The organism is Peribacillus simplex (assembly GCF_001578185.1).
Taxonomy (GTDB): Bacteria; Bacillota; Bacilli; order Bacillales; family DSM-1321; genus Peribacillus; species Peribacillus simplex_A.
In genome coordinates, this window is the sequence record NZ_CP011009.1 from 120,543 (window position 1) to 134,601 (window position 14,059).

General features: G+C 38.1%; 14 protein-coding genes and 1 pseudogene. 2 read left to right on the forward strand and 13 right to left on the reverse strand.

The features are described from left to right. Window positions 1-125 precede the first annotated feature (125 nt). Genes UP17_RS29390 through UP17_RS25625 form a run of 3 tightly spaced genes read right to left on the reverse strand, consistent with a single transcriptional unit; the run spans window position 126 to window position 1,054 of the window. Complete coding sequence (locus UP17_RS29390) at window positions 126-242, reverse strand: M23 family metallopeptidase (protein WP_081109057.1); 117 nt, start codon at window positions 240-242, stop codon at window positions 126-128. After that, complete coding sequence (locus UP17_RS29395) at window positions 235-879, reverse strand: M23 family metallopeptidase (protein ID WP_061466432.1); 645 nt, start codon at window positions 877-879, stop codon at window positions 235-237. The genes UP17_RS29390 and UP17_RS29395 overlap by 8 nt, the downstream gene beginning before the upstream one ends. Next, window positions 872-1,054, reverse strand: coding sequence for a hypothetical protein (locus UP17_RS25625; RefSeq protein ID WP_061466433.1), 183 nt, complete (start codon window positions 1,052-1,054; stop codon window positions 872-874). Before UP17_RS25625 ends, UP17_RS29395 begins: the two co-directional genes overlap by 8 nt. Before the next feature lie 137 nt (window positions 1,055-1,191). On the opposite strand from UP17_RS25625, the pseudogene UP17_RS25630 reads away from it, so the two are divergent. Beyond that, window positions 1,192-2,615: pseudogene (locus UP17_RS25630) on the forward strand (IS4 family transposase). Window positions 2,616-2,838: 223 nt separating this feature from the next. After that, complete coding sequence (locus tag UP17_RS25635) at window positions 2,839-4,269, forward strand: IS4 family transposase (RefSeq protein WP_061466434.1); 1,431 nt, start codon at window positions 2,839-2,841, stop codon at window positions 4,267-4,269. 100 nt (window positions 4,270-4,369) lie between these two features. On the opposite strand, the gene UP17_RS25640 is transcribed toward UP17_RS25635, so the two are convergent. From UP17_RS25640 to UP17_RS25685, 10 genes are all read right to left on the reverse strand, one after another. Then, window positions 4,370-4,684, reverse strand: a complete 315-nt coding sequence (locus UP17_RS25640) for a PAS domain-containing protein (RefSeq protein WP_061466435.1) — start codon at window positions 4,682-4,684, stop codon at window positions 4,370-4,372. Window positions 4,685-4,745: 61 nt separating this feature from the next. Further along, window positions 4,746-5,225 (reverse strand): hypothetical protein, encoded by a 480-nt coding sequence (locus UP17_RS25645; protein WP_061466436.1) that lies wholly within the window; start codon window positions 5,223-5,225, stop codon window positions 4,746-4,748. A 389-nt stretch (window positions 5,226-5,614) separates the two neighbouring features. Next, window positions 5,615-6,457, reverse strand: coding sequence for a conjugal transfer protein TrbL family protein (locus UP17_RS25650; RefSeq protein WP_061466437.1), 843 nt, complete (start codon window positions 6,455-6,457; stop codon window positions 5,615-5,617). A 13-nt stretch (window positions 6,458-6,470) separates the two neighbouring features. Next, window positions 6,471-6,962, reverse strand: coding sequence for a hypothetical protein (locus UP17_RS25655; protein ID WP_061466438.1), 492 nt, complete (start codon window positions 6,960-6,962; stop codon window positions 6,471-6,473). 1 nt (window position 6,963) lies between these two features. Further along, window positions 6,964-8,538 carry a VirD4-like conjugal transfer protein, CD1115 family gene (locus UP17_RS25660; protein ID WP_061466509.1) on the reverse strand — a complete coding sequence of 525 codons (1,575 nt, stop codon included), beginning with the start codon at window positions 8,536-8,538 and terminating at the stop codon, window positions 6,964-6,966. Between the two features lie 16 nt (window positions 8,539-8,554). Further along, window positions 8,555-8,989 (reverse strand): hypothetical protein, encoded by a 435-nt coding sequence (locus UP17_RS25665; RefSeq protein ID WP_061466439.1) that lies wholly within the window; start codon window positions 8,987-8,989, stop codon window positions 8,555-8,557. Window positions 8,990-9,050: 61 nt separating this feature from the next. Continuing rightward, window positions 9,051-9,647 (reverse strand): hypothetical protein, encoded by a 597-nt coding sequence (locus UP17_RS25670; protein ID WP_061466440.1) that lies wholly within the window; start codon window positions 9,645-9,647, stop codon window positions 9,051-9,053. 12 nt (window positions 9,648-9,659) lie between these two features. Then, window positions 9,660-10,712, reverse strand: coding sequence for a bifunctional lytic transglycosylase/C40 family peptidase (locus UP17_RS25675; protein WP_061466441.1), 1,053 nt, complete (start codon window positions 10,710-10,712; stop codon window positions 9,660-9,662). Continuing rightward, window positions 10,713-12,065, reverse strand: a complete 1,353-nt coding sequence (locus tag UP17_RS25680) for a type VII secretion protein EssB/YukC (RefSeq protein ID WP_061466442.1) — start codon at window positions 12,063-12,065, stop codon at window positions 10,713-10,715. A 14-nt stretch (window positions 12,066-12,079) separates the two neighbouring features. Continuing rightward, window positions 12,080-14,050 carry a VirB4 family type IV secretion system protein gene (locus UP17_RS25685; protein ID WP_061466443.1) on the reverse strand — a complete coding sequence of 657 codons (1,971 nt, stop codon included), beginning with the start codon at window positions 14,048-14,050 and terminating at the stop codon, window positions 12,080-12,082. Window positions 14,051-14,059 lie beyond the last annotated feature (9 nt).

Consider the following 14,059-nt stretch of genomic DNA (forward strand, 5'->3'; position numbering starts at 1 on the left):
ATCGATTTAAAACGTTTTTAAACGGCTTTATTTTTGTTTTTAGAACATTTAAGACTCATACCCTTACCTTTGACCAAAAAGTCCCGCAAAATCGATTCTGTGAATCCGTTTTTTAGTTATCTGGGTTATAAACCGATAAATGGTGACGGATCAATCCGAGATCCATTTTGAAAAATCTCAAAATGTAAATGTGGACCCGTTGACGAACCCGAGTTGCCACACTTCCCGACTACATCACCCATTTCCACAACCCAGACTTACACTTAAACCGGATAAATGGGCGTATGTCGTTTTAGAACCATTTCCATGATCCACCCACACATAAAGTCCGTATCCTTCTTTATGATTATTCGGGTTTTGCCAGCCGGCATAAACCACCTTACCGTCTTTTGAAGCTGGGACCGATTGGCCAATACTACACGCAAAATCAATTCTATCTGCATTTCCTAGCCGATCCCCACCTGGATATGACCAACCAATCCAAGTTAAAACCATGAATTGCAAATGTCCGATTGCCCCGACCGGGGAAACCATAGTTTCTAATGTTGAAAACCTGGTTTCTACCCGGTGATGAGCCGCAAGCAGATTCCACGGAACCCCGTATTTTTCTTCAGCAGCTTTATAAACGGGAAGGTATTCAGCAGGGATTTCATTTTCTCCAATTTGCGAAATCTCCCCTCCAATGATCTTTGTTTCACCTTCTTCCGTCATCGTTCCAAAGATCATGAGAAACATGAACATAAACCCGAATAACAGAAGAAGCATAACCAGCAAAGGCGAAGAAGCTAACAAACTGCCCCCAATCAACCATTTCCACCACTTAGATCCTTGGTTAACTTCTTCCTTGCCAATTGATTCAACAGCAGCCTGTTCACTCATCGATCCTCACCCCGTCCACATTCCAAGTGTCGCCATTGGCTTTAAGTAAGACAGAATAGGGAGTGATAACCTTTTGCTTTTTCCCTTCAGTATCGGTTTGCTCGCTTGTTACTTCAATATTCCATATTTGCGTTTCTTCTTGAAAATCCCCTGGTGTAGCAGAAGTATTTTTCACTTCAATTTTTTGACCGTCTAACGTTCCCCTTTTAGGGGTTCCACCACATGCCCATCAAGCTAAGGGCAAATCATTTCCCCAAAAGCGAAAAAAACGCTATCCTTTCTGTAATATCATGGAAAGGCTGGTGTTTTTTTATGAGTCGCGAAATTTCAGACGAACTTACCCTCTTTTCACAGGAACTACAACGATCCTTGGCTCCACAAGCTCTCCAAGAGCTAGCTAAAAAGGTAGGTTTTGTTCAAAGGACGAGTAAGTACCAAGCTAAAGATTTAATAGCGTTGTGCGTGTGGTTAAGCCAAAAAGTAGCGAGTACTTCCCTAACACAGTTATGTAGTTGTTTAGAATCTTCAACGGGAGTCTTGATAAGTCTTGAAGGACTCAATCAACGATTTAATCCTTCGGCTGTCAAGTTCTTAGAACAGGTATTTACTTCCTTGCTTACTCAAAAGCTATATGCCTCTCAGGCTCTTCCTCATCGTTACGCTTCTCAGTTTCAGCGTATACGAATCTTGGATTCTACGACCTTTCAACTCCCAGACATGTTTGCCTCAGCCTATCAAGGATCTGGAGGCAGTAGTCATACAGCTGGCGTAAAGGTTCAATTAGAATATGATCTCCTCAGTGGTCAATTCCTGCACGTTCACTCAGGACCTGGTAAACAAAATGATAAAACCTACGGTTCTACGTGCTTACAAACGGTAGAAACGGGTGACTTATGTATACGTGATTTAAGTTATTTTAACTTGAAAGATCTCTATCAAATGGGTAAGAAAGGAGCCTATTATATCTCTCGCTTAAAATTAAACACTCGGATTTATCTGCGAAATTCTAATCCCGAATACTTCAAAAATGGAACGGTCAAAAAACAAACCGAGTATATTCAATTGGATATGGAAGAGATTATGCATCAATTAAAACCAGGACAAACCTATGAGATCTCTGACGTTTACATTGGCCAGTATCAAAAGTTGCCGACTAGAGTCATTATCCACCGGCTTACGGAAGAACAAACCCGAAAACGGTGGGAAAATCAAGCCCGAAAAAGAAAGGGATTGTCATGAAAGAACGCAGTAAACGATTGAGTGCTATGAATGTATACATAACCAATGCTCTACCCGAAGATGTTGAAACGGAACATGTTCACGATCTTTATTCCTTACGTTGGCAAATCGAATTACTCTTTAAAACTTGGAAATCCTTCTTTGAAATAGATGATTGTAAAGAGATCAAAAAAGAGCGATTAGAATGTCATCTCTATGGTCAACTGATTGGCATTCTTCTCTGTTCCTCTACCATGTTTCAAATGCGACAACTACTCCTCATCCAGAAAAAACGAGAACTTAGTGAATATAAAGCTATTTATATCATCAAAGACTATTTTTTACTGCTGTTTCAAGCGATACAAAAAAGCACCCAAGAGCTATCAAAGATTCTACTTCGCCTGTTTGTCCTCCTACAGAAAAACGGGCGAAAATCCCACCGTTATGAGAAAAAGACAGTCTTTGATATATTGGGTGTTGTCTATCAGTATACCATGTGTCACAAGAGTGCAGCATAGCGAAAAAAAATGACCTATCAGAGGCTTATTTGGCATGTCTTTCTTTAATTGCATGAACGATTAACTTGTAGAAATAGATCTACTTTAAGTACTCTTTGGTGTTAGCTTGATGGGCATGGGGTCTCGCCACATGCCCATCAAGCTAAGTTTAAACAATACCTTCAAAAATGAAAAAACGCTATGCTTATCGTAAGAAGTTTACGAGAAAGGATGGTGTTTTTTTATGAATCCTGTCGTCTCCAGTGAACTGACACTTTTTGCAAAAGAATTACAACGTTTTCTATCCCCAATAGTCCTACAAGAAACTGCCAAACAGGTGGGCTTTGTACAACGATCTAGTAAGTATCAAGCAAATGGACTTATCACCCTGTGCGTTTGGCTCAGCCAAGAAGTCGCTAGTACATCACTTACGCAATTATGTAGTCGTTTGGAGGCTTCCATGGGTGTACTAATAAGCCCAGAAGGGCTGAATCAGCGCTTTAATCCAGCAGCTGTCGCATTCCTCCGAGAAGTCTTTACTTCACTCCTAACACAAAATCTCTGTTTAAATCATTCGCTTTCTTCACACATGATTTCTGCTTTCGAACGTATTCGGATTTTAGATGCGACTGTATTTCAGCTACCTGATTCCTTCGCCACAAATTATCAAGGCTCTGGAGGGAGTAGTCATACTGCAGGGGTGAAAATCCAATTGGAATACGATTTATTAAGTGGCCAATTTTTAAACGTACAGGTAGGACCAGGAAAAAACAATGATAAAACATACGGTACCATCTGCCTTGAAACTGTAGAGAAAGGCGATTTATGTTTACGTGATCTTGGTTACTTTGATTTAGGAGACTTACAAGCCATTCATGATAAAGAGGCTTATTATATTTCTCGGTTGAAGTTAAATACACGTATTTATATCAAGAACCCTGATCCAGAATTTTTCAACAATGGCACGGTAAAAAAACAAACCGAATACATCCAGCTTGATATGACACAAATGATGTCCAGTCTAACCTCTGGTGAAACACTGGAAATCACTGAAGCATACATGGGTCAAAATCAGAAGCTTCCAGCACGTGTCATTATCCATCGTTTAACCGATGATCAAACGCAAACACGCCTAAAAAACCAAGCGATTCGAGAAAAGAAGAAAGGCATTGTCATGAAGGAGAAAAGTAAGCACTTGATGGGTATGAATGTCTACATAACGAATACATCACCAGAAGAAGTTCCCACTGACTATGTTCATTCCCTCTATTCCCTGCGTTGGCAAATCGAAATTTTGTTTAAAACATGGAAGTCATTCTTTGAAATCGATGAATGCAAACCAATCAAAAAAGAACGCCTTGAGTGCCATTTATATGGCCAACTCATTGGCATTCTCCTCTGTTCTTCTACCATGTTTCAAATGCGACAGTTACTTCTTGAAAAGAAAAAGAAGGAATTGAGTGAATACAAAGCAATTTATATGATTAAAGATTACTTCCCGTCACTGTTTCAAGCGATGGCAGTTGGCACAGAAGAACTTTTGAACATTCTGCATCGCCTTTATCAGCTGCTCAAAAAGAATGGTCGTAAATGTCATCGTTATAAGAAGATGACTGTCTTGGATATTCTTGGAGTTGTATATGAAAAAACGGTGAAGGTTAGACAAGCTGCCTAGCAAAAAAATAGCATTTTAATAGGCTTTTTTGTCATGTCAACTTTTTCATTACTCGTTTGTTTTAAAACAATGATCAACTCGTATCTTGTAATTTATGTTGTTAGCTTGATGGGTATGGGGTAGCATCAGTAAATGTGGAGTTACAACGTTTAGTAAGTTTTAATATTTTTAATGGTCTCAATGAATCTGCGGTAAGTTCAGGTTGCGCCCAGGACCGATATTTTCCCAGTGACTTCCCTATGATAGCTGTTGTAACACCAGTAATACGTGTATATTCAGGATTGATCATTCGTTCATACCCATTATGATCAATCATTAGAACACCGTCATTGATTGACTCTATAATTGCTTTCCACCTGCCTATGCTGTTTTCACTAATTGAAGCTGTGTTTTTATTATTTGATTGCTCGTTCAAGGAATAAACTCCCTTCACCCTTATATACTATTGTTAAACCAAAATCACCTCTTCATTTAGTTCATTTTTCAGCCTTTTTCGCCTGGATCATTTCTTTGATTTTCTCTCTAAATTTCTCATTCGTAAAAATATCCTGTGTGGTTGTTAAGTGTCGCTTGGCATGTCTGGAGAAGTTAGTCGCTGCCAACCACTGACCACAATATGGACATGGAAGCTGTGCGTCTACTTGCCATTGTGTCGTTACGAATCTATTTGTATTTGAATTACTTCTTTTTGCAACCTTTTTGACTACCTCTGTATTCACATCGACTACATCATCATTCATTTTGTATTCGTCCGTGATTGCTAGTTCTCCAGATACCCTTTCATTCCCTGCCATTTCACGTTCTACCAGCAGACAAATCGCTTCACTGATAGATAAATTCAGTTCTTCACAGTAACCTTTGAAATCACCGTACAAACTTTCAGGAATGCGTGCAGTTAATACCTCGGTCTTTTCTCTTCTTCTCCGATTACGTGCGAATTGCTCCAAGTATGTCATCCCATTCCCTCCTAAATCCTCTTATTGATTTATTCGGTACACATAACCATACCTCCTTCAAATCATTCTGTATACAATTCGAATCATAATTAAATCACTTTGAAACACTTATTTTGAATCACCTTGTATACTTGCAAATTAGATCGAAATATATATTCTATCGAGGTTATTTCTAAAATAATTTATAAACAAACCTCACTAGAGCAACAAGATAAATTTGTTCCTGGAATCTATGATGATTGTTCTTTTTAACACTCATACCGAGTAGTTTTTTTGTTCAAATTACTTATGTATGCCAGAACTAGAACGATGCCACGTTGAATGAGAATATGTAATTCAACACCTTTATTCTGAGTGCAAAATAAAAACGACAATTAAGTCGCCTTTCTCTATCTTTTTAATAAAAATCTCCTGGCAGCAAGTTTTGTTGTCCCACCCATAGCTCCCATCATGCCTCTGCCCGACCCAGATGAATACCACATGTTTCTAAGGACCGAAGGACTCTTAATCAAGAGAATACAGCATCCCATGAGTAATAGAAAATTAAGAAATGTAAGATTTTCATTGATTAATATACTTAAAGCTATTACGAATAAAAAGATTTTTGAAAGAATCGTAACGATCTGACTTAGTAATTCACGCCACCAAACTCCTAAATATTCATTATCATCCGCAATAACCGACACACAAGCAAGCGGACTTAATAAATATAGGAACATCACGTCCGCATGAAATATCGCTACTGAAAATAGGAATGCAATAAACGCTATTGCAAAGACAGCTAACAATATAAGAAGAGCTGCCCCTTGGAAATGAAGTGTTTCAAAGTTTCTGGGTTCTAACATAGCAGCTATTTTTTCCTTACTAACCTTACTTCCTTCGCCAATCATCCAATTTCCCATATTATAAGCAACTTCTTCTAATAAGATTTTCTGAACAAAAGGCATCGCTGGAATCAGTAGGGCGCTTTTTAACGTATTTACAATCACAGGTCCGTATGCAATGGCATCTCCTGCAGCATTTCTTGACATAACCTCAATAATCTTATATAAAATGATCGTTATAGCTATCGTTGAGGTTAGGGCAAGCAAAAGATTATTGACGGATGAAAGGAACTCTACTTCAGCGTTTTGCTTTAGTAAAAGATCATTACACATTAAAAGTGCCCATTCAATAAAATCCTCTAGCATTCCCTGAATGGCTTCTACAATCTTTTCTTTAAAATCAAACAAATTGATTCACCTCTTATTCAGGATCCTGAACGGTTACGATTTTCCAAACCTCTTCCTCTTTATCTAAGGTAATCAATTTGTGATCAAATCCACTGCGCTCTATATCAAAAGTGAATATCCTCTTTTCTTGGTCAAGTGAAACATCTTTAATTTCTGTATTATGTGTAAATAATATATTAGATTTTGTTTCTCCATTACTAAGATCTTCTGCTTTATTAAGCGTCAAAAGATAAAGTAACCTCTTTTGATCCTCTGCTTCTAAATCTTTTGAGAGAGCAGCAATATTTTTTTCTTTTATCTTCTTCCAAGCGGTTACATTTGCTTCATCACTTGTTTTTGCTTCAGCCACCTTCTCTTGATCCTCAAATGAAGTTAACATACTGTTTATCACTTCTGTCGCCTTTTCTTGCTCAACATTCGGATCAAAGCTTTCACCGCCTCCATTACAAGCAGCGAGTAATAGAAGTAAAATGAATGTTGGTATAAACAACGTTACTTTTTTCATCTTAAGATCCCCCTTCTTTTGATGGATTGGTACTTGAAGTGATATTAGTTTGAGAAAAGAAGCTCATGGCCAGTTCTTCTTGTCTTTCAGCCTCATTTTCAGCTTTTAACACCTGGTTCTCATACATTTCAACCTCTGCTTTTTTTAATGTTTCTTGCCGTTCCGTTGATCTAAAATACTCGTTATATTCCTCTCTTTTCCCTTTTAGCCAATCCAACACTTCTTGTGATGGTTTATTCTGATAATTTAATTGGCTTATACGTAATGAGCTCGTTACATTTGGAAACAGGACATATTGGTAGGCTTTTTTAACCCTTATTGGGTGTTTTCCAGTGATGATTACGATAGCTTCATCTTTATGCATCGTTAAAATTTCATCAACATTCATCAAGTTGCGTGCTGAATAAGAATAGCTTGAGGAAGAAGACGAACTGGATGATTGTCCTTTTGATTTTGAAATTGAACCAGTTTCCATTTTTGCGGTGGTTTTCCCCATTAACTCTGAAAAGTATTTAGCGGTCGTTTCATTGATATTCCCTAAACAGATTTTTGTTCCACAGTTTCCTAAAATGGATTCTGCTTGTTCCCGGCCATACTTCTCTTGCAATTGGGTGATGCTTTGAACGATGGTCAGTACTCCAATGCCGTAGCCCCTGCAGGTTGCCAAGAATTTTTCATAGTCGGGAAACTTCCCTAAGTTCGGAAATTCATCTAAAATAAAAATCACTGGTTGAGGCAGTTTTGCTCTGTTTTGAGCCCCTACTTTATATAACTCCTGAAACATTTGGTTGAAAAATAAATTAATCACCCCTTCCCATGTTGAATCCATGACGGGAATAATCACATATAAAGCCATTTTCCTTTTTCCCACATCGCCTAAAAAGAAGTCGGAAAAGCTTGTAAATCGAGAGACCGAACTTGAAGTAAAGTCCCCTATCGTCGTAAGTAAAGAAATAATAATATTCGCTCGCGTTTTTTCTTGGGATTTTTTAAATCCTAACTCATACGCCCTTCTAGCTGGATGTGATTTGTCCATTCTTAAAAACTGTCCATCTAGCTCACTTGCTCCGTCTTTACTTGCTTCTGGGTCAAATTCCTGTAAGAAATCTAACAAACCTGTCATATTACGTAGTTCGGGTGGTAATTCATGAATGGCGTATAAGATAAGTGCTTTTAACAAACTAAATTGGGCATTGTACCAAAAATCTTTTCGTTTCGGGTCATTTTTAGAAGCTATAATGGCATTCGCTACCGTGGAAGCCTGTATTTCCTCTCTAACGTAATCGAAGGGATTATATCGATCTGAGTATCCCATTTCTGAAAAATTCACCACATGGACTTCATAGCCTTGTCTCCGTTTGACTTCGGAAGTTAGTTCATAGACCTCGCCTTTGGGATCCGTTACCACTAAGGAACATTCTTTTTCATGTAACACATTCGGCACAACATACCCTTGAGTTTTGGATGAACCAGGGCCCCCGACTACAAAGTGGTTTCGGTTTGGAAGATTTGAATCCGTTGGTTGCACAATCACTGAATGGTTTAAAACGCCTGCTATGATCCCATTATTTTTCATATAATCGGAAGCCACGTCATTTCTCCCCTTTCGAATCTAGCATACTTGTTTCAAGATCCTGCATAAGCTGTTTGGCTGAAACCTCAACCGTCTCACCCTGCGTAAATATTTCGTGCTTTTGAGCAAATCTACTTGAACCATGAACACCGTATTTATCCGCTAATTCATATTTACCCTTGCCGCCATTCGTAAAAAAGACCATAAAGACGGCTAATACGATCACCGCTGCACTACCCATGAAGAAAAGTGGATTCTTCTTTTCAATCATGCTGGTGGATGTTCCAATAGGGTTCATGAGATTTTCAATGACAAAGGCCATTAACGGGGCACCGGATATGTTGGCTTGATGTGCCGCAAGAAACGGAAGGATACCCGCTATGTTGATCACAATCAGTTCAAATATGGCTAATAAAAAGGCCATTAACAACAGGCGTATTCCCATCACTTTCAAAAGGATCCACTCCTTTTTGATTACTTTCAATCTCTGTAAATCAGGCAAACATTCGATACACTCAGTTCTCTTCAAAAGGTTCGAAGGACCCCATTAACTCTAATTTATCAACGAGTCTTTTCTCTCCATCTATAGCGATCGTGACCTCATACAGTTGATTTTTCCTGGGGAATGCACTGCCACCTACCGAGTATTGTGTTTCCATCTTTACAAGCGCTTTTGCTTGTTCTTTTTCAACAGCGCTTAGATAAACATGTAAAGACTTCACTTCATTTTTGAATTCAATTTCCATACTGCCCATTTCTCCTGAAGCTTTCAATTTTGAAATAACGGACTCTGCTAACCGATCTTTGACCTGATCCAAACGTGAAGCATAATTTTTGTTATCGTAATTAAATAGTCCTCTAAAAGTGTTTTCTACAAAGCTTTTAACCTCTTCACTATGTTCAATTTCATAATAGGCTGCATTCCGTTGAAAGGTATTCAGTTCCTTGTCTTTTGCATTCACTTTACTTTTCAACTGAACCATCTGTTTTTTGGTTTCGATATTTTGATCTTCTGCTTGAGTCATCATGGCCTTTTGACCAACATACATAAATCCTAAAATCATATTCGCTAGGAGGGATAGTCCTAACAACGTAGCGAAAAATTTATTCATGGTGTTTTCCTCCTAATGGGACACTCTACCAAAACCAACTATATGAGATTTCCAGTAAGGCGAATGTATGTCATGGATTCCAATACCCGAACCGTTAGAATCAAACATTTTGCCATCTCCCATGTAAATCCCGACATGTGTGATATATTTGTTGGTCTCATAAGTTCCAGTAAAATAGATAAAATCACCTGGTCTTGCTTCAGAAGGCGGGATTTTCGACGACACATCATATTGTTCTTGAGCAGTTCGTGGTAGCTTTATCCCCACCTTAGCAAATATCCATTGTGTAAATCCCGAACAATCAAATCCTCTATGGGGATCTGAACCTCCCCATATATATGGCCAGCCTACATATTTATTCGCTTCTGTGATAATCGCATTAAATGCTTGTTCCCCCAATGGGGAAACATCTTCACTCCCGACAGCAATTCCCGTCGGCGTTAGGTTTCCCATCACTTTCTCCACATACGTATAGTCTCCATAGCAGTAAGGTGCCCTCCAATCCGAACAACTCCATCCTTGTTTTTTAGTTTGTGCCAAGGAGAATTGTTGGGCTAATTCAACTGAATGTTTTTTTCCGTTTGAAGAAATAAAACTCAGGTAACCAGAACCGAAATTGTATGACTGAACAATAGCTGGAAAATCCACTCCGTTCTTTTGTCCATCTTCTAATACCGATTTAAAATGTTGAACCCCTAAATTTACGGACATTACCGGGTTTTGAATGGCGTTTGGCGGTAACCCGACAGATTCAGAACTTTGCATAATATCCAAGGTTTGTGAGTATCCTAATTCCTGATACATGAGGGCCAGTAGAAAATCTGTGTATTCCGGTATTCCGTACTTCGTCGTATATTCTTGAAGCAGGCCCTTCCATTGTTCAATATGAGGTGGAACATTAGCCGTTCCATATGGCGAGTTAATATATCCCTTTGGCTCCTCTTGAGATTGAGTTCCGAGTAATAAGCCCGCCATTAATATTAAGGAGAATACGACGCCTATCGTAATTTCCTTCCAGTACCGGACGACAAAAACGGTTCCCTTTACAGCAACTGTTGCAGACACTTAATTAAAACCCAATTTCTTATCAAGTTTATCAAGTTCCGTTTTATATGTTGTGAGCTCCCTATTCTTTGGATCAAGCTGTTCCTTAATATCTTTTGATTTCCCGTCTTTCTTTTTCTTGAGATTCTTTATTTGTTGTTCTAATTGAGCCACTTGGTTTTGCAATTCCCTTTTTCTGATCGTAACCGCTAATTCTTTGTTTTTTAACCTCTTATTGAGATCGTTGGCATCTGTAAGATCTCCGTGCTCCGCAAAGGCTTGTCCGATACGAAGTTGTTGGTCCTCATCCTTTGTAAAAGCCTGCATCGATAACAAAACACTGTAATCATAGCTTACTATTTTCTTTTCGATGTCCAGATAGTCACTTTCGGCTTCTAATCCTAGTATTTCTTCCTTTTTATTCGCTTTATATAAGGCTTCCACACTAGGCTTTATCAGATTATCGTCTGCATCTATTGCCTTTTGATATTCACCTTTATCAAAGTAAAGATTCGCAAACTCTTTTTTTGAACCACCCGTTTTCTTCAATAAGGAAAGGGCATCATCATATTTGTCTTCACTTAATAGTTTATAAAATGTTGATTTTTGTTCAGCTTTTTCAAGTTCTGTTGCATAAACCGTTTCAGCTTCCTTGACTGCCATTTGTTGAAGAAAAAGAGCCAAAGTAAAGACTGCTGCAGAGATTCCGATAGAAATTCCTGTCAGGATCCTCTTTTCCTTTTTGATTTTTTGTTTTTCCGCTTCTAATCCGAAAAAATGCAGCGTTTCCTCCTCCTGAAGTTTACTCGCAATCAGCTCTTTCAAATCCTCAACGGAGCCAGCATTTTCAATCCGGAAGAAAAATTCATCTTTTTCCTTTTTAAGCAGATTTTCTTTTTCCCGTTTATACTTTTCATAGGAAAAACGGGAAAACATAGATAGGGTTAGAATTTTGTATTGTTCTAGTTTTTCAATATGGGCTTCAAAGGGCAACCATTGATTGCTTCTGTATAGAAACTTTAGTTTTTTCGTATCTTTAAAGAAAATGTTTCTTGGATGGATCAGCACTTTGCCATTAAAATTGTGTAAAGGATCCAATTCTAGCAACTGATTTAATAAAGCAAGCCGTAATACGGTTGAATATGATTTTGCTATTTGTAAAGGTTGGTAACCTTCCTCCATTTCATAACCAAGAATCAAGCGATCATTTTCTTTTTTTATATCTTTCAGTGTAAAGAAATAATTATGTTCTTCCTGAAGTTCTGTAAGGTCCTCTACCCGTTCAGCCAACACCTTATTTGTCGCAATTTCTAAACGATAGTGCCTATTTTTATGGATGAATAACGTTCCGAGTTCAAATAATTGGATTTTCACTGTTGTCTCCCCCTTTACAGAACAAAATTTCGAACTTCTTCTTTTTCAATGGGAGTCATTTCATTCCTTCCCTCATAATCAGGGATTTCATCAGGATCTAAACCATATTTTTCAAAGTACCGTTTTTTATTCCAAAGACGTAGCTCTTCTTGCGTGAGCTCAACCCGAATAAATGCACGTTGAGACCCGTAAACAATTAATGCTTCTCCCTGACGTTTCGCTCGTAATAAGGAAATCTCTTCATCAGAGAATGATAGATTAATTTTTTTAACCACATCTTCCACACCCTTATTGTCCAGTCCAAAAAATATTTTTGTGTGACTATTTTCAATCATAGCTGCCCCTAGGTTATCCTCGGTATCCAGTACATCGATAATTTGTTGCGTGCCTGCGATAGCGCCGGCATTATACTTTCTAAACCGTTTATAAGCTTGATAAAAGAATCTCATCGAATCCGGGTTCTTTGATAAGAAGTGGAATTCATCAATAAATAGGTACACCAATTCCTCTTTTGTTTTCGTCACTTCATCCCATAGGAAACCAAAGATATTAAAGTAACAAGCAGCCTGCACATCCACCTCATTTTGTAGGGATTTTAGATTAAAAGAGAATAGCGAATTATTGATATTCACGTTCGTATGCCCATTAAATAACGAGTTAGATCCATGAACATAACTTTCCAGGATAAAATAAAAATCCTGGATTTTTTCATAGCGTTCTAAATCATTTTCCTTCAATGTACCTAAATCCTCATAAAAGTCCTCTAGAATTGGGAAGTCCGTTGCCATTAAACTTGTAAAATTGCTGTTTTCATTAATGGAAAAACGCTTGTAAAGGTTGATCAATGCCTTATCTAAAATACTAGATTCAACTTGGGATAAGTCTGCTTTTAAAACTTTGAAAAAGGCCTTAAGACGTTGAACCTTTTGTTTAACAAGGTCCCTTATGAATTCCGAATCATCATTAAAATCTTCGGTGTCCGTAATTTCTGTGGAGAATATCTCCAAGGGGTTGATTTTCGTCGAACTATTACTACTGAGATGAACGACTTCACCTCCAAGGATTTTAACAATATGGGAGTACTCATTTTCTGGATCAATGATATATATCTTGATTCCCATAGCGTAGCAGCGAAGAATCTTTTGAACCATAAAGGTAGACTTCCCGACACCTGATGTCCCAATGACCACCATGTTTTGATTTAATGTACGTTGTGTATCCAAATAGTCTATCGCAACCAATGAATTGGTTGTCTTATTGATCCCTTCCACCTGAGCCGTCGGGGATAAATAGCAAATCTCTGAATCATCGAACGGAAAGAAAGAAGAGGCCGCTTCACTGTTGCACATCTGATAGGTATAATCCTTTAATTGATTATCCCCTAAAGGCAGAGCCGACCAGAATGCCATCGGTGTTGCGTAATGAGGGTTTAGAGCTTTCATCCTTAGTTTTGTTAAAATCCTCTGGACATTGTCTTCTAAGGTCTTCAAATCTTCTAAGGATGCAGCTTGTATGAAGATGTATGTATACAGATACATAAAGGTAGAACGGTTTGATAATACCTGATTTAATTGATATTTTGCGCTTTCCAGTTCGGATTGCAACCTGATGCGAGTGGCTGGATCTCTTGTTTTTAATAGTTCCGCATCTTTATTTTTAATAGAGTCATTGTAATAGCTAATCATGCCTTCTGAATTGGACGGTTCTAGGTACTGGACAAAGGATATGTTTCCTTTTAACCGCTTCAGATCCGATAGCCAGTTCCCTTTTTGTTCTTTAGGATAAGCAACGACAGCCAGCACCTTAATAAAGTTGCCACCACTTTCGATATAATTCTTATTTTCCTTCCAGACAAAAGGATAAATGGAATTAAGTTCTTCGGTCTCTAACATCCCATGTATGTCTTCGGGACTTTGTTTCACCTGTTCGTCCTGCTTATTTTCACGTTTTAATAAAGAAAATAAAGTAGCTAAAGAAAAAGGCATTTGACTTGC